The sequence below is a fragment of the Microbacterium sp. WCS2018Hpa-23 genome, from assembly GCF_031843845.1.
Taxonomy (GTDB): Bacteria; Actinomycetota; Actinomycetes; order Actinomycetales; family Microbacteriaceae; genus Microbacterium.
Genome location: NZ_JAVTIZ010000001.1, coordinates 53,825 through 71,353, shown reverse-complemented (window position 1 = coordinate 71,353; position 17,529 = coordinate 53,825). Strand labels below are relative to the sequence as shown.

General features: G+C 67.8%; 17 protein-coding genes. 1 reads left to right on the top strand and 16 read right to left on the bottom strand.

What is annotated here, in order from left to right; translation table 11 throughout:
* Nucleotides 1-23: 23 nt before the first annotated feature.
* The 8 genes from RQG77_RS00330 to RQG77_RS00295 form a co-directional block, all read right to left on the bottom strand.
* Nucleotides 24-827 (bottom strand): hypothetical protein, encoded by an 804-nt coding sequence (locus RQG77_RS00330; RefSeq protein WP_311242915.1) that lies wholly within the window; start codon nucleotides 825-827, stop codon nucleotides 24-26.
* A 135-nt stretch (nucleotides 828-962) separates the two neighbouring features.
* On the bottom strand, nucleotides 963-2,777 hold the full coding sequence (locus tag RQG77_RS00325; RefSeq protein ID WP_311242914.1) for an ABC transporter ATP-binding protein: 1,815 nt from the start codon (nucleotides 2,775-2,777) through the stop codon (nucleotides 963-965).
* Nucleotides 2,774-4,714, bottom strand: coding sequence for an ABC transporter ATP-binding protein (locus tag RQG77_RS00320; protein WP_311242913.1), 1,941 nt, complete (start codon nucleotides 4,712-4,714; stop codon nucleotides 2,774-2,776). The genes RQG77_RS00325 and RQG77_RS00320 overlap by 4 nt, the downstream gene beginning before the upstream one ends.
* A 272-nt stretch (nucleotides 4,715-4,986) precedes the next feature.
* Nucleotides 4,987-5,484, bottom strand: a complete 498-nt coding sequence (locus RQG77_RS00315) for a methylated-DNA--[protein]-cysteine S-methyltransferase (protein ID WP_311242912.1) — start codon at nucleotides 5,482-5,484, stop codon at nucleotides 4,987-4,989.
* The gene (locus RQG77_RS00310; protein WP_311242911.1) at nucleotides 5,481-6,992 is read right to left on the bottom strand and encodes an AlkA N-terminal domain-containing protein; all 1,512 of its coding nucleotides are present in this window, start codon (nucleotides 6,990-6,992) and stop codon (nucleotides 5,481-5,483) included. The genes RQG77_RS00315 and RQG77_RS00310 overlap by 4 nt, the downstream gene beginning before the upstream one ends.
* 171 nt (nucleotides 6,993-7,163) lie before the next feature.
* Complete coding sequence (purH, locus tag RQG77_RS00305; protein WP_311242910.1) at nucleotides 7,164-8,771, bottom strand: bifunctional phosphoribosylaminoimidazolecarboxamide formyltransferase/IMP cyclohydrolase; 1,608 nt, start codon at nucleotides 8,769-8,771, stop codon at nucleotides 7,164-7,166.
* 40 nt (nucleotides 8,772-8,811) lie between these two features.
* Nucleotides 8,812-9,399 carry a phosphoribosylglycinamide formyltransferase gene (purN, locus tag RQG77_RS00300; protein ID WP_311242909.1) on the bottom strand — a complete coding sequence of 196 codons (588 nt, stop codon included), beginning with the start codon at nucleotides 9,397-9,399 and terminating at the stop codon, nucleotides 8,812-8,814.
* Between the two features lie 43 nt (nucleotides 9,400-9,442).
* Nucleotides 9,443-10,837 carry a DUF6350 family protein gene (locus RQG77_RS00295; RefSeq protein ID WP_311242908.1) on the bottom strand — a complete coding sequence of 465 codons (1,395 nt, stop codon included), beginning with the start codon at nucleotides 10,835-10,837 and terminating at the stop codon, nucleotides 9,443-9,445.
* A gap of 91 nt (nucleotides 10,838-10,928) precedes the next feature.
* Between RQG77_RS00295 and RQG77_RS00290 the strand changes: the two genes are divergently transcribed.
* Nucleotides 10,929-12,386 (top strand): NCS2 family permease, encoded by a 1,458-nt coding sequence (locus tag RQG77_RS00290; RefSeq protein WP_311242907.1) that lies wholly within the window; start codon nucleotides 10,929-10,931, stop codon nucleotides 12,384-12,386.
* A gap of 100 nt (nucleotides 12,387-12,486) precedes the next feature.
* Here the strand turns inward: RQG77_RS00290 and RQG77_RS00285 are convergent, their stop codons facing one another.
* The 8 genes from RQG77_RS00285 to sucC form a co-directional block, all read right to left on the bottom strand.
* The gene (locus RQG77_RS00285) at nucleotides 12,487-12,882 is read right to left on the bottom strand and encodes a DUF2510 domain-containing protein (protein WP_311242906.1); all 396 of its coding nucleotides are present in this window, start codon (nucleotides 12,880-12,882) and stop codon (nucleotides 12,487-12,489) included.
* A gap of 60 nt (nucleotides 12,883-12,942) precedes the next feature.
* Nucleotides 12,943-13,326 carry a DUF2510 domain-containing protein gene (locus RQG77_RS00280; protein WP_311242905.1) on the bottom strand — a complete coding sequence of 128 codons (384 nt, stop codon included), beginning with the start codon at nucleotides 13,324-13,326 and terminating at the stop codon, nucleotides 12,943-12,945.
* A gap of 1 nt (nucleotide 13,327) precedes the next feature.
* Nucleotides 13,328-14,077: a hypothetical protein gene (locus tag RQG77_RS00275; protein WP_311242904.1), complete on the bottom strand. Its 750-nt coding sequence runs from the start codon at nucleotides 14,075-14,077 to the stop codon at nucleotides 13,328-13,330.
* Complete coding sequence (locus RQG77_RS00270) at nucleotides 14,077-14,388, bottom strand: hypothetical protein (protein WP_311242903.1); 312 nt, start codon at nucleotides 14,386-14,388, stop codon at nucleotides 14,077-14,079. The genes RQG77_RS00275 and RQG77_RS00270 overlap by 1 nt, the downstream gene beginning before the upstream one ends.
* Complete coding sequence (locus RQG77_RS00265; protein ID WP_311242902.1) at nucleotides 14,381-14,890, bottom strand: hypothetical protein; 510 nt, start codon at nucleotides 14,888-14,890, stop codon at nucleotides 14,381-14,383. The genes RQG77_RS00270 and RQG77_RS00265 overlap by 8 nt, the downstream gene beginning before the upstream one ends.
* 50 nt (nucleotides 14,891-14,940) lie before the next feature.
* Complete coding sequence (locus RQG77_RS00260) at nucleotides 14,941-15,237, bottom strand: WXG100 family type VII secretion target (protein ID WP_311242901.1); 297 nt, start codon at nucleotides 15,235-15,237, stop codon at nucleotides 14,941-14,943.
* 107 nt (nucleotides 15,238-15,344) lie between these two features.
* The gene (gene sucD / locus RQG77_RS00255; protein ID WP_056309120.1) at nucleotides 15,345-16,247 is read right to left on the bottom strand and encodes a succinate--CoA ligase subunit alpha; all 903 of its coding nucleotides are present in this window, start codon (nucleotides 16,245-16,247) and stop codon (nucleotides 15,345-15,347) included.
* An 18-nt stretch (nucleotides 16,248-16,265) separates the two neighbouring features.
* Nucleotides 16,266-17,432 (bottom strand): ADP-forming succinate--CoA ligase subunit beta, encoded by a 1,167-nt coding sequence (sucC, locus tag RQG77_RS00250; protein ID WP_056309122.1) that lies wholly within the window; start codon nucleotides 17,430-17,432, stop codon nucleotides 16,266-16,268.
* Nucleotides 17,433-17,529 lie beyond the last annotated feature (97 nt).

Genomic DNA, 17,529 nt, shown 5'->3' with positions numbered 1-17,529 from the left:
TCTCTCTCTCTCGGGGACGGCGGTCAGTGCTTGTCGGGGCGCTTGCGGGCGTTCCAGGCGGCGAGTGCGGATGCCGCGGCACCCGCTGCACGATCGATGGCGTCGGTGGAGCGGCTGATCATGTCCTGCGCGGCATCCTGCCAGGCCGATGACGGCTGCGGCGCCTCGCCCGCCTGGACCCTCGCCGAATGCTCCGCGGCTTCGAAGGCGCGCTCGAGGTCGGCCACCGCATCGCGATACGCGGCGTAGTCCGTGGGACTGACTCGACCGGTTGCCGCTCTCCGGGCCTCGACAGCGTTCCCGGCAGCGCGAAGGTACTCGGCCGTGGCCGGCTGCTTGACGTCGGTCATGGCCGGGTAGGCGATCTGGAGCCCCGCATCGGTCTCGTACCGCATCCAGCGCACGACGATCGCGTCATGCTGCGCCTGCAGCCGCTCGAGCGGACGCGGTGCGGATGCCGCAGGGATCGCCGCGCGAGCGGCGCTGAGACGAACCTGCTTGGCACGGACGTCGGCGTTCGCGGCCTTCGCGTCGTGCTCCTTGGCACGGAGCATCCTCTTGGCCCCGGCGACCTGTTCGGGTGTCGCGCGGCGCGCACTGCGTTCGGCAGAGATCCGAGCGACGTCGGCCCGAGCGAGTTTGACGGCCATCCGTCGTTCGACCACCGCCTGCTGCGCGGCCTTGAGATCGTGGCGCGCGGCGTCGTACTCGAGTCGGCGCCCGCTCTTCGTGCTGCGGCGACGGAATCCGACCGCGCCGGCGACAGCTCCACCCGCGGCGACGGGCGCGATCCACCACAACTCGACGGCGAGCAGCAGCGGGTCCATACTCCGATGCTACCCAGACCGGCGCATCACCGCTCCGGCGGCCCGACAGGACGGCCGTCGAAAAAATGACCGAGGCCGCGACCGATGGTCGGTCGCGGCCTCGGTATCAGGCGCGGGCTCGCAGGCTCGTCCCGTTCACACCAGCGTCTGCTGCCAGGCGGCGTGCAGCTGGGCGAACTTGCCCGTGCCGCTGATCAGCGTCTCGGGGGTGTCGTCCTCGATGATCTCGCCATGCTCCATCACCAGCACCCGGTCGGCGATCGCGACCGTCGAGAGACGGTGCGCGATGATGATCGCCGTGCGATCCTTCAGCAGCGTCTGCAGAGCATCCTGGATCAGGCGCTCCGACGGGATGTCGAGCGACGCCGTGGCCTCGTCGAGGATCAGCACCGCAGGGTCCGCGAGGAAGGCGCGGGCGAACGAGATCAGCTGACGCTGACCCGCCGAGACGCGACCACCGCGCTTGTTCACGTCAGTGCCGTAGCCGTCGGGCAGCGACGAGATGAACTCGTCGGCACCCACCGCGCGCGCCGCCGCCCTGATCTCGTCGAGCGAGGCGTCGGGCTTTCCGAGGGCGATGTTGTCGGCGACCGTGCCGCTGAACAGGTAGGCCTCCTGCGTCACCATGACGATGGCGCGGCGAAGATCCTTCGGATGCAGGTTGCGCAGGTCGACGCCGTCGAGCGTCACCTTTCCGATCGAGGGGTCGTAGAACCGCGAGATGAGCTTCGCCAGGGTCGACTTGCCCGCGCCAGTGGTGCCGACGAGGGCGATCGTCTGCCCCGCGGGGATGTCGAGCGAGAAGTTCGGCAGGATCGTCTTCTCGCCGTTGTACCCGAACGTCACCTCGTCGAACTCGATGTGCCCGCGAGACTCCCACAGGTCCACCGGCTTCTCGGGGTCCGGAACCGTCGGCACCTCCTCGAGCACGCCCGACACCTTCTCGAGCGCCGCGGTGGCCGACTGGTAGGAGTTCAGGAACATCGCGATCTCCTGCATCGGCGCGAAGAAGTTGCGCACGTACAGCACCGCCGACAGCAGCACACCGACCGTGAGAGCGCCCTCGGACACCCTGATGCCTCCCCACAGCACCACGATGCCGAGGACGAGGGCTGCGACACCCATCAGCCCGGGCTCGAACGTGCCGAACAGCAGCATCGAGCGTCGGTTGACGTCGCGGTACTCCCCCGCGATCTTCTGGAAGGCCGCGTCGTTGCGCGGCTCCTTGCGGAAGGCCTTCACCGCACGGATACCCGTCATGGTCTCGACGAACTGCACGATCACCTTCGCGCTGATGACGCGGGACTCGCGGTACACCAGCTGCGAACGCGAGTAGAACCAGCGCATCAGGAAGAACAGCGGAATGCCGCCGATCGCCAGGATGAGCCCGGACTGCCAGTCCCACACGCACAGGGCGATGAAGGTGAAGAGTCCGAAGAGAACGCCCGATACGAGCTCGTTGAGGCCGCCGTCGAGGAGCTCCTTGATCGAGTCGAGGTCACTCGTCTGACGCGAGATGATGCGACCGGACGTGTAGGACTCGTGGAACTCCAGGCTCAGGCGCTGGGTGTGCAGGAAGATCCTCTTGCGCAGGTCCAGCAGCACGGCCTGCGTGAGCTTGGCCGCGATGATCACGTACCAGGCGATCATCGCCGCGGCCACGGCACCCGCGAGCAGATAGACACCTCCGATCATGAAGGTCGGTATCCAGTCCGCGCGCTCGAGCACGGCGGGCAGCGCACGGTCGAGCCCGATACTGATCAGGATGGGCCCCGCCACCTGCAGTGCGGTCGAGATCACCAGCACGACCGCGGCGAGCGCGATCCTCGCCTTCAGGGGCTGGACGAGCGAGCCCAGCAGGTGCAGCGACCGGCGACGGATCGCCCGGCTCTCCTCTTTGGTGTAGCGGGAACGGTCTTCGTCCTGCGTTCCGGTGATGGCGGAGCTCATCGCTGCACCTCCTTCTCGGTGATGATGTCTTCGTCGGCGGATTCCTCGCGGATCCCGTCGCGGACTGCGGCCTCGACATCGTCGATCTCGTCGTCCTCCTCGCGGATGATCGGGATCGCGCCGGTACGCGCGGCCTCCTCCGCCTCGAGGCTCGAGATGACGTGGCGGTAGTGGCGGCTCGTCTTGAGCAGCTCGGTATGGGTGCCGACGGCGGTGACGCGGCCCGCTTCGAGCAGTGCCACGCGGTCGGCGAGGGCCACTGTCGACGGGCGGTGTGCCACGATCATGGCCGTGGTGTCGGCCAGCACATGACGCAGCGCCTCTTCGACGAGAGCCTCGGTGTCGACGTCGAGCGCTGACAGCGGGTCGTCGAGGACGAGCACCTTGGGGTTGGCCGCGACGGCACGCGCGAGCGCCAGGCGCTGACGCTGACCGCCGGAGAGGCTGAGACCCTCTTCACCGATGATCGTCTCGACGCCGTCGGGGAGCGAGTCCACGAAGGCCGCCTGGGCGACGTCGAGGGCTTCGCGCAGCACGCGCTCGGCCTCGTCGCTGTGCACATCGAGGTCGGCTCGTCCGAGCAGCACGTTCTCGCGCACCGTCGCCGAGAACAGCGTCGCGTCCTCGAAGGCCATGGCGATGTGCTGGCGCAGCTCGGCGAGCGGCAGATCGCGCACGTCGACGCCGTCGAGCGTGACACGGCCGCCGGTGACGTCGTACAGACGCGTGGGCAGGGTGGTCAGCGTGGTCTTGCCGCTGCCGGTGAGGCCGACGAGCGCCATGGTCTCACCGGGGCGCAGCACCAGGTCAATGCCGTCGAGCAGGTCGCGCTCGTGCGCTCCCGCATCCTGGTAGCGGAAGTGCGCTCCCTCGAACGCGAGCTCGCCACGGGGCTCTGTGATGTGCACGGGGTTCTCGGGGTCGGTGATCGAGTTCGTCTCCGAGTAGATGTCGAACACGCGGTCGGTCGCCGTGCGCGCGTCGAGCATGAACGAGAACAGGAATCCGATCGACTCGATCGGCCACCTCAGCACGACGGCCATCGCGAAGAACGCGAACAGCTGCGCCTGGTCGATCTCGCCCTGCGAGATCAGCCAGATGCCCGACATGAGACTCAGACCGAAGGCGATCTGCGGCATGAGGTCGAGCCAGAACCAGATCGACGCGATCGCGCCGGCCTTGCTCATCTCGGTCTCTCGCAGCGTCTCGGCCTGGCGGCTGAAGCGGCTGAGCGCGTGCTTGCCGCGACCGAACGCCTTGAGCACGCGGATGCCGTGCACGCTCTCCTCGACGCTGGTCGCGAGGTCGCCGGCCTGGTCCTGGCTGCGACGCGTGAGCGCGCCGTAGCGCTTCTCGAACAGGTAGCCGCGGATCCACAGCGGGATCGCGGTCACGATGAAGATGACGCCCAGCAGCCAGTGCCAGCGGAACAGCAGCACCGAGCCGATCACGATCGTGAGGATGTTGACCACGAGCAGCACGAGGCCGAACGCCAGCCACCGGCGGATGAGGCCGATGTCCTGCATCATGCGGCTCAGCAGCTGACCCGACTGCCAGCGGTCGTGGAAAGAGACCGGGAGCGTCTGCAGACGCGAGTACAGCTCGGTGCGCATCTTGTACTCGACCTGCGTTGCGGGGTTGAGCACGAACTGACGACGCAGCCACACCATCAGAGCCTCACCGAGGGCGAGGCCGAAGACGGCGAGCGCACCCCAGGCGATGCCTTCGAGCGCCCCCGCCTGAACGGGTCCGCGAATGATCTGCTCGAGCACGATCGGGATCATCAGGGCGATGATCGCGGCGACGAGAGCGCTCGCGGCACCGCCGGCGAGCCGCCAGATGACCGGCTTGACGAAGGGCTTCAGGCGCCACAGTGCGGCGGGAGTGGAGAGAGTGGAGGACGGTGAGGCGTTCTGCGATGAAGGCGAGGAAGACATGTCTCTCAGACGAGTTTCGTATGGGGAAGCGGTTGCTGAAGGGGACGGACGCGCGAACGGACTCTCGGAGTCCGGCATCCGGTGAGGTCGTGCGTGTCGGAAAGTGGCTCTAGCGGAGCGGGCGCACCGGGGTCGAGCCGAGAGCGGCGATCTGCACAGCGGCGATCGATGTCATGGTGTCCTCCTCAGGGGCTCGGCTATGTCGTCCGGTCGGTGCGACAGCCCACCAGCCTATTCCTGTGAACCAGCTGACCGCAAGAGAGATTCCCGATTCAGCGAACTCCTGCTTCTCGGGCCAGCAGACTCGCCTTCACATCGAGCCCCCAGGCGAACCCGCCGAGCGTGCCGTCGGTGCGCAGCACGCGATGGCACGGCACGAACAACGCCGGGGCGTTGCGCGCGCAGATCGACGCCGCGGCTCGCACCGCACGCGGATTTCCGAGGCGTGCGGCGAACGAGGTGTAGGTCAACGGCTCCCCCGGCTCGATCTCTCGCAGTGCCGACCATCCGGCCAGCTGCAGAGGCGTGCCGATCTGCTTCACTGCGACCCCGTCGCTCGCCGAGAGGTCTCCCCCATAGAAGGCACGCACCGCAGCTGCCGCCTCGGTCTCGCTCTCGCTGACCTCCGCCGGCTGCACGGCGACCGAGAGACGCGCGACAATCACCGCCTGGTCGCTGGTCCACCCGGAGGCGAGCACACGCTGCTGATCGTCGGCAAGGATCGTGAAGGGGCCGTCGGGGGTGTCGATGGTCTGGATGATGGCGCTCATGGCTTCTCCTTCGAAACTGCTGTCACGACGGCGGTCGCGATCTTGCTGGTGGATGCTCGTGTCGGTCGGGGCGGCGCTGCGCGCCAGAGGTGTGCACTGAGGTAGCTGCGCCACGGAGCAGCGCGCTCGGCCCAGGCCACCAGCGGCACAGGATCGCCGGGGAGGCCCGACGCCGCAGCCCCCGCGCGCAGCGCGACATCGCCGGGAAGCAGGATGTCGGGGTCGCCGAGCACGCGCATCCGCACGTAGTCGGCCGTCCAGGGGCCGATGCCCGGCATCGCGAGCAGGCCCGCACGCTGCTCGGCCCCGTCATCTCCGACCGTGAGCCTCAGGGTTCCGTCGGCGAGGGCGGATGCTGCCCCGACGATCGCGCGGATGCGCGCACCAGGGCCTCGGAGCACCTCGGCGCCGTGCTCGGCGATCGCCGACATCGTGGGGAACAGCAGCCCGTGCTCGGTCCGCTCCCCCAACGCGTCGGTGAGAGCCGTGAGCGCGGTCCGTGCGGCGACGACGGTGATCTGCTGGCCGATCATCGCGCGGATCAGCATTTCGTGCGGATCCGCGGCCCCGGGCACGCGGATGCCGGGTGTTCGGGCGACGAGAGGAGCGATCTCGGGATGCGCGCTCAGCGCCTCGTCGACAGCGAGCGGGTCGGCGTCGAGATCGAAGATCCGTCGTGCGGTGGAGACGAGCGGGGCGAGGTCGCCGAGCTGTGTCACGCGTGCGCGCAGATATAGGCGCGTGGAGGGCTCCTGCCGCACCTCGAACCAGGCGGGACCACCGGCCATCCGCAGGTGCCGAGAGAACGAAGTCGTCGTGGTCTCTTCGACACCCGACACCGCTCGCGCAGCCATCCACTGGAACACCCCGGATGCGTCGAGCGGCCCCCGGTACGGCAGGACGAGGTCGATCGACCCCGGGGCGGCGGATGCCGGCATCCGCCGCTTAGCCCTGAGCTCGCCCGGCGTCAGCCCGAAGACCTCGCGGATCGTGTCGTTGCACTGCCGGATGCTCGCGAATCCGGCCGAGAAGGCGACGTCGGAGACGGGCATCTCGGTGCCGACGAGCAGCATCCGCGCGGTGTGGGCGCGGTGCGCCCTGGCGAGGGCGAGAGGACCTGCGCCGAGCTCGGTCGACAGCAGCCGGGTGAGGTGGCGCGTGGAGTATCCGAGGCGCTGCGCGAGACCCGACACTCCCTCGCGCTCGACCACGCCAGAGGCGATCAGGCGCATCGCGCGGGCGGCGACGTCGCTGCGCAGATCCCACGCCGGCGACCCGGGAGCAGCCTCGGGGAGGCAGCGCTTGCAGGCGCGGAAACCGGCTTCGTGGGCCGCCGCGCTGGTCGGATAGAACGTGACGTTCTGCGGCTTGGGCGTGCGCGCGGGGCAGCTCGGACGGCAGTAGATGCCGGTGGAGCTGACGGCCGTCACGAACTGCCCGTCGAAGCGGGTGTCACGCGCGCTGATGGCACGATACCGCTCGTCGAAGTCGGTCACGGGGAAGCTCATGCCTCCACTCTGTCATGCACCTCCGACCTCGACTGGCGGAAATCGGACATCGCAGTGGAGCACTCGCTCCCCGCTCTCGGAGGGAACCGAATATCGAATGACGAGGCCCCCTCCCGCTGAGCACAGCAGAAGGGGGCCTCGTCGGTCATCGGGCTCAGGATGGAGCGCGACTCAGTGGAAGAAGTGACGCTCTCCGGTGAAGAACATCGTGACGCCGGCCTTGCGCGCAGCGTCCACGACCTCTTCATCGCGCACCGATCCGCCGGGCTGCACGATGGCCGTGACGCCCGCATCGATCAGCACCTGGGCGCCGTCGGCGAACGGGAAGAACGCGTCGGATGCCGCGACGGAGCCGGCCGCACGGTCACCGGCACGCTCGACCGCGAGGCGGCACGAGTCGACGCGGTTGACCTGGCCCATGCCGACGCCGACCGTGGCGTTGTCCTTCGCGAGGACGATCGCGTTCGACTTCACGGCACGGCAGGCCTTCCACGCGAAGATGAGGTTCTCCATCTCCTCGTCGGTCGGACGCTCGCCCGAGACGAGCTCCCAGTTCTTCGCGACCGAGACGATGTCGTCGGGGAACCGGTCGGCATCCTGCAGCAGCAGGCCGCCGGAGACCAGGCGCACGTCCATGCGCTCCTGCTGCCAGTCCTCGGGCAGCTGCAGCAGACGCAGGTTCTTCTTCGCCTTGAAGACCTCGAGGGCTGCCGGCTCGAACGACGGCGCGACGATCACCTCGGTGAAGATGTCCTTGAGGTTCTCGGCCATCTTGAGCGTCACGGTGCCGTTCGCGGCGATCACGCCGCCGTACGCCGACACGGGGTCGCACTCGTGCGCACGGATGTGGGCGCTCGCGATCGGGTCGAGGGCGTTGGGCGCGGTGGTGGCGATGCCGCAGGGGTTCGCGTGCTTGATGATCGCGACGGCGGGCTTGACCATGTCGTAGGCGGCGCGCAGCGCGGCATCCGCATCGACGTAGTTGTTGTACGACATCTCCTTGCCCTGCAGCTGCGTCGCCTGAGCGATGCCATGGCCGCCGACACGGGTGTAGATCGCGCCGCGCTGGTGCGAGTTCTCGCCGTAGCGCAGCGTGTTGAGAAGCTCGGCCTGGATCGTCAGGTGGGTGGGCAGGTCCTCCCCCTCACCGAGCGTGCCCTCCGCGAACCAGGAGGCCACCGCGGTGTCGTACGCGGCCGTGTGCGCGAACGCGCGCGCTGCGAGCTCGCGGCGCTGCGTCAGCGTGGTGCCGCCGTTCTCGATGGCGCTGATGATGCCGCCGTACGACTGCGGCGAGACGACGATCGCGACGTTCGCGTGGTTCTTCGCCGCGGCACGCACCATGGCAGGGCCGCCGATGTCGATCTGCTCGACGACGTCGTCACCCTCGGCACCCGAGGCGACCGTCTCGACGAACGGGTAGAGGTTCACGACGACGAGCTCGAACGGAGCGATGTCGAGGTCGGCGAGCTGGCGCTCGTGATCCTCGAGACGCAGGTCGGCGAGCAGACCGCCGTGGATCTTCGGGTGCAGCGTCTTCACCCGGCCGTCGAGCATCTCGGCGACGCCGGTGACGGCGGCGACGTCGGTCACCTCGAACCCGGCCTCGCGGATGGTCGACGCGGTCGAACCGGTCGAGACGATCTGCACGCCCGCCTCCGACAGGGACTTTGCGAGCACGAGCAGATCGGTCTTGTCGCTGACCGAGACGAGTGCGCGGCGCACCGGGACGGTGTCGCGATCGCGGTACAGCGAGTGGTCGTGGCGGGGGCCGGCCATGATGGGCTCCTTCGTGCGAGGGTGGCGTGCGTGGTTCGGTTCAGGGTGCGGACGACAGCGAGAGCTCGCCGGTCGCGATGCGACGCACCACGTCGATGAGCAGTCGGCGTTCGACGGGCTTGATGCGCTCGTGCAGGGTGTGCTCGGTGTCGCCGTCGAGCACCGGCACCCGCTCCTGCGCCAGGATCGGGCCGGTGTCGACGCCGTCGTCGACGACGATCACGCTCGCGCCCGTCTCGGAGACGCCTGCGGCGAGCGCGTCGCGCACGCCGTGAGCTCCGGGGAACTCCGGCAGGTACGCGGGATGCGTGTTGATCAGGCGCGGCGCGAGGCTCGCGACCAGTGATGCCGGCAGCAGTCGCATCAGACCGCTGAGCACGACGAGGTCGGCGTCCCAGACGGCGAGCTGACGTCCGAGCTCCTCGCCCCACGCGTCGCGCGACTCGTGCTCGTGCCACGGAACCGTGAAGCTCGGGATGCCGAACTCCTCAGCGTGAGCGAGTCCGTCGGCTTCGCGATCGGCACCGACGACCACCACCCGCGCAGGAAAATCGGGGTGACGAGCGGCCTCGAGGAGGGCGCGAAGGTTCGAGCCGGTGCCCGAGATGAGAACGGCGACCGTGAGCACGCGCCCAGTCTACCGGGGCCGAGGTGACGCCCCGACCCGTGTGTCAGCGCAGCGGATCGTCGGGGTCGCGCTTCGGCAGCCGGAAGCCGCCGTCGTCGCCGAGCGGTGCGGTGTCGAATGCGGAGGGAGCCCCCGGCCACGTCGTCGCGGCGGGCATACGCTCCGTCGAGTCGTCGATGGCGAGGTCGGATGCGGTCATCTCGGCGACCCATCGATCGGTGCGCTCTTCGGCGAGCTCGTCGCGGTGTCGCGGCGAGAGCAACAGGATCGCCGCACCGAGCAGCACCTCACCGCCCAGCGCGAGAGCGAACGGCAGCACGGCGGGTCCTGCTTCGGCGAGCCGCCCCGGTCCCATCGATCCACCCGCCAGCAGGGCCGCCAGCGCGGCGACCACGGCCGTCAGCACCCCGATGCCGCCGGCGATCGCCGCCCGCGGTCCGGTGCCGAGAGGGGTGCCCTCCCACACGAGGCGGGACCGCACGGCCCATCCGGCGAAGGCTCCGGCGCCGATCGGGAGGAGGATCACGATCAGCATCCACATCGAGGTGCTCTCGGGCAGCAGCCCGAGCACCGGGATGCCCGGCACGACCCCGAGCTGCGTGCCGGCGGGAGACACGGCGGTGCCGACACCCACCGCGAACCCCGGCCCGGCGAGCCAGGATGCCGCCCAGACGATGATCGTCGGCAGATACGCGAGGTGTCCGAGCGTGATGACTCCCGCTCCGAGGGCGTCGACACGCGCGGCCTGGAACAGCGCGACGACCTCGCCGCCGCGGGTGAGCGTCATGAGGGCCACCGCGAGAGCGGAGACGGCGGTCACTCCGACGAGGGCGAAGGCCGCTCCGCGCACCGCAGCGCTCGGCACAGGGCCCCAGTCGCCCCAGGAGTCGACCACGTCATGCACCCGGTCGAGGAACCCGCCGTCGCCGTCCTCCCACGCGATGCGCACGGCACCGCAGATCGCGCCCACGAGGTAGACGGCGGTCGGCAGGAGGATCGCCGGCACCAGGGCGGTCTGGGCCGCCGAGAGGGTCGAGGTCAGCGCCACGCCGGTCGCGATGATGCCGAAGGTCAGCGCACCCGAGAGTGCGCCGAGGAGCCACGCGCCCGCGCGCGCCGCACGCGCCCCTGACCGTGCCGCGAACAGCAGAGTGAATACCAGGAAGGCGAGCGGGGTGACCGAGAGCGTGAAAGCGGCGGCGTCCGGAGCGATGCCCGTCGCACGCAGAACGTCGGCTGTGACGTCGATGTCCAGGGGCACGCCGTGGCCGAACTGCCACAGCGTCCCGGTGAGCGGCCAGAGTGCGCCCCAATCGGCCGTGACGCCGAACGCGAGCGTCCAGAGCAGAGTGAGCGGCGCCAGCAGAACCACGAGACCGACCGCCGCGGCGATTGCGGCATCGAAGGCGGCGAGGAGCGCGACGAGGAGGCGTTGCATATCGAATCGAGACTACGACGAGAACCCTGTCGTCGCCTGGGGGCGCGCGCGACTCGGGCGACACGATATCGTCTCCAGCGGAGGTTTCCCGATGACAACTGCCCCATCCCCCACCCCGTCCAAGGCCGAACCCACGAACGCCCTGGACCGCTTCTTCGAGATCAGCAAGCGCGGATCCACGATCGGCACCGAGATCCGAGGGGGTCTGGTGACCTTCGTCACGATGGCCTACATCGTGATCCTCAACCCGATCATCCTGTCCGGTTCCGCCGATGTCGCAGGCAACACGCTCGACTTCAGCGCCGTCGGCGCCGCCACCGCGTTGACCGCCGGCATCATGACGATCCTGTTCGGCCTCATCACCCGCCTGCCGTTCGGCTTCGCCGCCGGCCTCGGCATCAACGCCTTCGTGGCGTTCTCGGTCGTCGGTCAGGTCACCTGGCCCGAGGCGATGGCGCTGGTGATGATCAACGGTCTCGTCATCGTGCTTCTCGCGGCGACGGGCCTGCGGAAGATGATCTTCGACGCCGTCCCGTTCCAGTTGAAGATCGCGATCACGGTCGGCATCGGCCTGTTCATCGCCTTCATCGGCTTCGTGAACTCCGGCTTCGTCACCGCGACCGGCAGCGCGTCCCCACCCGTGGGCCTCGGCGTCGGCGGATCGGTCGCGACCGTCCCCACTGTGCTGTTCATCGTCACGCTCATCGTCACCGGCGTCCTCGTCGCGCGCAAGGTCAAGGGCGGGCTGCTCATCGGCCTCGTCTCAGGCACGGTCCTCGCGGTGATCGTAGAGGCGATCTGGCATCTGGGCGCCGCAGCCGACGACAACGCAGGCGGCTGGGGCCTCACGGTTCCCACGCTCACCGGCTCGCCGTTCGGCCTGCCCGACCTGAGTCTGGTGGGCGCAGTCGACTTCAGCTTCGACTTCAGCAAGGTCAGCCTCGTCGCGATCGTGATGATCGTCTTCACCCTCGTCTTCTCGAACTTCTTCGACGCCATGGGCACGATGACCGGCCTCGCCAAGGAAGCCGATCTCGCCAACGAGAACGGCGACTTCCCGCGCATCAAGTCGGCGCTGGTCGTCGAAGGTCTCGGCGCGATCGTGGGTGGTGGCACGTCGTCGTCGTCGAGCACCGTGTTCATCGAGTCCGGAGCGGGCATCGGAGAGGGTGCGCGCACCGGTTTCGCCAACCTGATCACGGGTGGCATGTTCCTGCTCGCGATGTTCCTCACGCCACTCACCTCGATCGTCCCGACTGAGATCGCGGCCGCCGCGCTCGTGATCGTCGGCGCGATGATGATGGCGCAGATCAAGTACATCGATCTCACCGAGTTCGATGTACTGCTGCCCGTGTTCCTGACCGTGACCGTGATGCCGCTGACCTACTCGATCGCCAACGGAATCGGCGCCGGCTTCGTCAGCTGGGTGCTCATCCAGGCGCTCTCCGGCAAGGCCCGCAAGATCAGCCCGCTGCTGTGGATCGTCGCAGCCGGCTTCGTGATCTTCTTCGCCCGCGGGCCGATCGAAGCGCTGTTCGGCGTCGCCTGAGCGACGAGAGAACATCGGAGGGGCGGATGCGAACTGCATCCGCCCCTCCGTCATGTGCGGGAACAGTGGCGCCCTGTCGTGTGCAGGAACGCTCAGAGAATCAGCGTGGCGTGAGCGCAGATGCGAGCGGGACCTCGAGAAGCCGACGTCGCACGAGGACCACTACGACGACCGCCCCGATCGCGAATGCGATCGCAGGCAGGCCCATCGATGTGAGAAGGACTATGTTCCATCCCCACATGACGCCGAAGGCGACGAAGACGACCATGTAGATGAGCGCCAGCGCGGGCCAGACGATCATCATCGTCACCAGCATCCGCCGATAGGACCCCGCATCGAACACCCCGGACGGTCGAGCCATGTGATCCGTCCACCGGGCGCCGTCCCACCATCGAGAGAGCCCGGGAGAGCCCGTCGGATACCACCCTGCCGGTGCCGACGCGGTGCTCGGGTTCGGGTTCGGGTTCGAATCACTGGGCATCGGTGATGCGGACATCGCGCCTCCTGTGAAGTGTGTTGCCAGTCCGAGGATCATTCCTCAGTGCTCTGCCGTCGGTCAACCACCGACGGGCAGGAGTCCGAACGGTGGTGGGGCATCGGAGGCGAGAAGTCGTCGGTGCGACCGGAGTCGGTTCTCCAGGATCACCGCGGCGATGACGAACGGCACCGGCGCGAGCGCCCAGAGCAACCCCCGCCCCCCTCCAACGATTCCGAACACGGCGAGGGCGAGCCACAGACCCGCCATGACCCAGACGAAAGTCGCGACCATGCGCTCACGACTCAGCATCTTCGGTGCCGAAATACGTGTCCCCTGGGCGGCCTTCGACGCGCCGACGATGAGCTCGACGGTCCATACCCGGCCATCCCACCACCGCAGGATCGCCGGGTGCTGAGAGATCGTGTACCATCCGGCGTCGATCAGGGTCGTATCCCGCATCATGTCACCACGCGAATCTGGAGTTCGGCCATTCGGGGATGTGAGCATCGCGGAGCACGGCGATGAGCGTGTCGGCACGCCCTTGGGAAGCCGGATGCGTCAGCATCTGCCCGATCGCCGAGAGTATCCAACCGATGAGCGTGATCACGGCGCCGACGATCGCGCCGATGCCCGACACACCCGTCACGATCAAGGCGACGACGCCCGCAGTAGAGACGCCGAATCCGACGCCTGCCAGGAGATTCTCCTGGTACCAGGAGTCCTGGGATGCCGCGCTGTCGCGAAGCGTCCGCATCAGCGCATCGACCACCGGGATCATCTGCACTATCTGATCTCGCTGCTCCTGGAACGCCTGCGAATACATGTCGACGATGGGCGAGTCCCAAGCGGCGTCCTGCAGTGCCTCCATCGAGGCGAGATCGCTGTCGTCCGCGAGGCCGGCGAAGAGGGTGCGGACCTGGGTCTCCAGGCGGAAGGCCTCGCTCCGAAGCTGAGTGGGCATTCCCCACTTCGCGACTTCGTCTCGCAGGAAGTCCAAGGCCTCGCGAGCGACGGTCAGTTGGAGCATCACGGTGGCGAGAGCCGCCTCGTAGGCGGCGTCCTTCGCCCAGTCGGGGTAAGGAAGCCCGAGATACGTGAGACTGTCGGCGGCCGCCCTCAGAGCGGCCGGCGCGGTTCGGAAGAGAGTGTCGATCTCGCCCATGGCACCATCGATGGCTCGTAGGATCTCCCGGCCGATCAGTTCGGGATGCATCACGAACCTGCTCTCGCCACAGCCGCTTCACTGCGGTTCTCGGCCTCGCTGTACTCCCCGGCGATGTGTGAGAGCCGTTCGGAGATCGCGGTCAATGCCCGAGCGCCGGCCGCCAGTTCTTGTCGGAGGTGCCCCAACTTCGCGACGTAGGCGGCACGGACTTCTGCAAATCCCGGCTGGCTGGAGAACGCCCAGATATCGAGCTCTGATGTGAGCGCGTCGTCTCGCGAGTCCATCCGCGACGACCATTCGGACCACACGGCGGCATCGGCGTGCAGGGCCTCGACCCTCACCGCGAACCCATCACCCATTGCTGTCCTCCCAGTCGAATGCGGCGTTCACCCGTGTCACGACCGCGGTCTCGATGTCGCCGAGTGCAGCGGATCGGTACCAGGACTCGTCGAAGTGGATCGCGTCGAGACAGCCGAGCCGCATGCTCACCGAGACGTCCGAGCCCGCGTAGCTGCGGACCTCGTCGAGACGCTCCGCGAGGCGGAAGTCCTGGGCGATCTCGGCGAGGGATCGTCCGACGCGGAAGGCATCGACCATCGTCTCGGTGTCGTCTGGCGCCTTCATCCGAGGCACGCGAACGATGGCATCCTGAATCGCGCGTGTGAGCGCTGCGGCAAGCTCGTATCGGCCGGGAGCTGCGAGACCGGTTCCGATACGGATCGCGGCGATCCGCTTGTCGTCGGCTGAGGCGATCTCGACCTTCACCGTCGCCATCTGCGCGAGGCCCTTGATCACCTGGCTCTCGATGTCGGCCATGGTGCTGCGATACTCCGCGACGGATTCGCGGTAGCGCCGTTGCATCGCCGCGAGCCTCTCACTCGCAGTCGCCGTATCGTCTGCTCCGAAGTCGGTCATTCCACACCGCAGAGGTCTCGGAGCCGCTGCTCCGTGGATGTGTAGATCTCGAGGACGTCTCCCAGGGCGGCGATCATCCGTTCGAGCTCCTCTCGACGCACCTCGCCGTCTTCTGCCCACGACTGCTGAGCGATCCGGAACGCCTCGGCGGCGTCGCCCTCCCACAGCTGAAGCAGATACTGCGACTCGGTGTCGAAGGTCTGGAGCGAGAGATTCAGATCGGAGAGGTCTGTGATGAGGCCGTCGATCGCAAGCTGAATACCGTCGAAGTCGACCTCGATTGTCCCCGCCACGTGATCGACGGTAGCAGATCGTCCATCGTCTGGATCAAATCATTCCCGCCCGGGTACTAAAGAAGGCCCCGGAGTGGAGTCCAGGGCCTTCTCTTCAATCATAGCGCTTAGAGCGACTCGACGATCTCACGCATCAGAGCAGCGGTCTCGGACGGCGTCTTGCCGACCTTGACGCCGGCGGCCTCGAGGGCCTCCTTCTTCGCCTGAGCGGTACCGGCCGAGCCGGAGACGATCGCACCGGCGTGACCCATGGTCTTACCCTCGGGGGCCGTGAAGCCCGCGACGTAGCCAACGACCGGCTTGGTGACGTGCGCCTTGATGTAGTCGGCTGCGCGCTCTTCGGCGTCGCCGCCGATCTCACCGATCATCACGATCGCCTTGGTCTCGGGGTCGGCCTCGAACGCGGCGAGCGCGTCGATGTGCGTCGTGCCGATGACGGGGTCGCCGCCGATGCCGATGGCGGTCGAGAAGCCCAGGTCGCGCAGCTCGAACATCATCTGGTACGTCAGGGTGCCCGACTTCGACACGAGGCCGATCGGTCCCTTGCCGGTGATGTTCGCCGGCGTGATGCCGACGAGCGCCTCACCGGGGGTGATGATGCCGGGGCAGTTCGGTCCGATGATGCGGGTCGTGTTGCCCTTGCTCTGCGCGTAGGCCCACGCCTCGGCCGAGTCGCCCACGGGGACGCCCTCGGTGATGACGACGAGCAGCGGGATCTCGGCGTCGATGGCCTCGATCATCGCATCCTTCGTGAACGCACCAGGCACGAAGGCGATCGACACGTCTGCGCCGGTCTCCTTCATGGCCTCGGCGACCGAGGCGAAGACGGGGAGCTCGACGGCGTTGCCGTCCTTATCCGTGTGCGAGACCGTGGTGCCGGCCTTGCGGGCATTCACGCCACCGACGACCTGGGTGCCGGCCTTCAGCATGAGTGCCGTGTGCTTGGTGCCCTCGCCGCCGGTGATGCCCTGGACGATGACCTTGGAGTCCTTGTTGAGGTAGATCGACATTTCTCTAGTCCTTGTGTCTCAGGCGTTTGCGAGCTCGGCGGCCTTGTCGGCGCCCTCGTCCATGGTGCTGGCGAGTGTGACGAGCGGGTGCGCGTACTCGGCGAGGATCGCGCGGCCCTCGTCGACGCGGTTGCCGTCGAGGCGCACGACGAGCGGCTTGGAGGCCGCGCTGCCGAGGGTCTCGAGAGCGCCCTTGATTCCGTTGGCGACGGCGTCGCACGCCGTGATGCCGCCGAAGACGTTGACGAACACGCTCTTGACCTGCGGGTCGCCGAGGATGACGTCGAGGCCTGCGGCCATGACCTCAGCCGAAGCGCCGCCGCCGATGTCGAGGAAGTTGGCGGGCTTGACGCCGTTGTGGTTCTCACCGGCGTAGGCGACGACGTCGAGCGTCGACATGACGAGTCCTGCACCGTTGCCGATGATTCCGACCTCGCCGTCGAGCTTGACGTAGTTCAGGCCGCTCTTCTTGGCCTTGGCCTCGAGCGGGTCGGCTGCGTCCTTGTCTTCGAGCGCCTCGTGCTCGGGGTGACGGATCTCGGAGGCGTTGTCGTCGAGCGTGACCTTGCCGTCGAGGGCGATGATGTCGCCCTCTTCGGTGCGGACCAGCGGGTTGACCTCGACGAGAGTCGCGTCTTCGCCCTTGTAGACGTCGAAGAGCTTGACGAAGACGTCGGAGACCTTCTCGATCAGGTCTTCGGGGAAGTTCGCGGCGCGAGCGATCTCGACCGCCTTCTGCTTGTCGATGCCCGTCAGCGGGTTGACCTCGACGCGCGCGAGCGCCTCGGGACGCTCGACCGCGAGTTCTTCGATCTCCATGCCGCCCTCGACCGAGCAGAGGCTCAGGTACGAACGGTTGGCGCGATCGAGCAGCACGGAGAAGTAGAACTCCTCGGCGATGCGCGCACCCTGCGCGACCATGACGCGCTTGACGATGTGGCCCTTGATGTCGAGACCGAGGATCGCCTTCGCGGCCTCGTATGCCTCTTCGGGGGTCTTCGCGACCTTGACGCCGCCGGCCTTGCCGCGACCACCGGTCTTGACCTGGGCCTTGACGACGACGACGCCGCCGATCTTCTCAGCGGCTGCCTTCACCTCCTCAGGGGTGTCGGCGACGATGCCGGCGAGGACCGGCACTCCGTACTTCTCGAAAACGTCTCGTGCCTGGTACTCGTACAGATCCACTGTGGTTCCTTCACTGGGCTGCTGTCTGGTAATTCTCTCGATGTCGAGACATCGACCAGTCGCCCAGCCTACTACCTCGAACTGAACGCTCCCGGCG

Coding starts and splice junctions, on each gene's coding strand:
- RQG77_RS00330 (WP_311242915.1), bottom strand. CDS start 827: ATGGACCCGCTGCTGCTCGCCGTCGAGTTGTGGTGGATCGCGCCCGTC.
- RQG77_RS00325 (WP_311242914.1), bottom strand. CDS start 2,777: ATGAGCTCCGCCATCACCGGAACGCAGGACGAAGACCGTTCCCGCTAC.
- RQG77_RS00320 (WP_311242913.1), bottom strand. CDS start 4,714: ATGTCTTCCTCGCCTTCATCGCAGAACGCCTCACCGTCCTCCACTCTC.
- RQG77_RS00315 (WP_311242912.1), bottom strand. CDS start 5,484: ATGAGCGCCATCATCCAGACCATCGACACCCCCGACGGCCCCTTCACG.
- RQG77_RS00310 (WP_311242911.1), bottom strand. CDS start 6,992: ATGAGCTTCCCCGTGACCGACTTCGACGAGCGGTATCGTGCCATCAGC.
- purH (WP_311242910.1), bottom strand. CDS start 8,771: ATGGCCGGCCCCCGCCACGACCACTCGCTGTACCGCGATCGCGACACC.
- RQG77_RS00295 (WP_311242908.1), bottom strand. CDS start 10,837: ATGCAACGCCTCCTCGTCGCGCTCCTCGCCGCCTTCGATGCCGCAATC.
- RQG77_RS00290 (WP_311242907.1), top strand. CDS start 10,929: ATGACAACTGCCCCATCCCCCACCCCGTCCAAGGCCGAACCCACGAAC.
- RQG77_RS00285 (WP_311242906.1), bottom strand. CDS start 12,882: ATGTCCGCATCACCGATGCCCAGTGATTCGAACCCGAACCCGAACCCG.
- RQG77_RS00280 (WP_311242905.1), bottom strand. CDS start 13,326: ATGATGCGGGATACGACCCTGATCGACGCCGGATGGTACACGATCTCT.
- RQG77_RS00275 (WP_311242904.1), bottom strand. CDS start 14,077: ATGCATCCCGAACTGATCGGCCGGGAGATCCTACGAGCCATCGATGGT.
- RQG77_RS00270 (WP_311242903.1), bottom strand. CDS start 14,388: ATGGGTGATGGGTTCGCGGTGAGGGTCGAGGCCCTGCACGCCGATGCC.
- RQG77_RS00265 (WP_311242902.1), bottom strand. CDS start 14,890: ATGCAACGGCGCTACCGCGAATCCGTCGCGGAGTATCGCAGCACCATG.
- sucD (WP_056309120.1), bottom strand. CDS start 16,247: ATGTCGATCTACCTCAACAAGGACTCCAAGGTCATCGTCCAGGGCATC.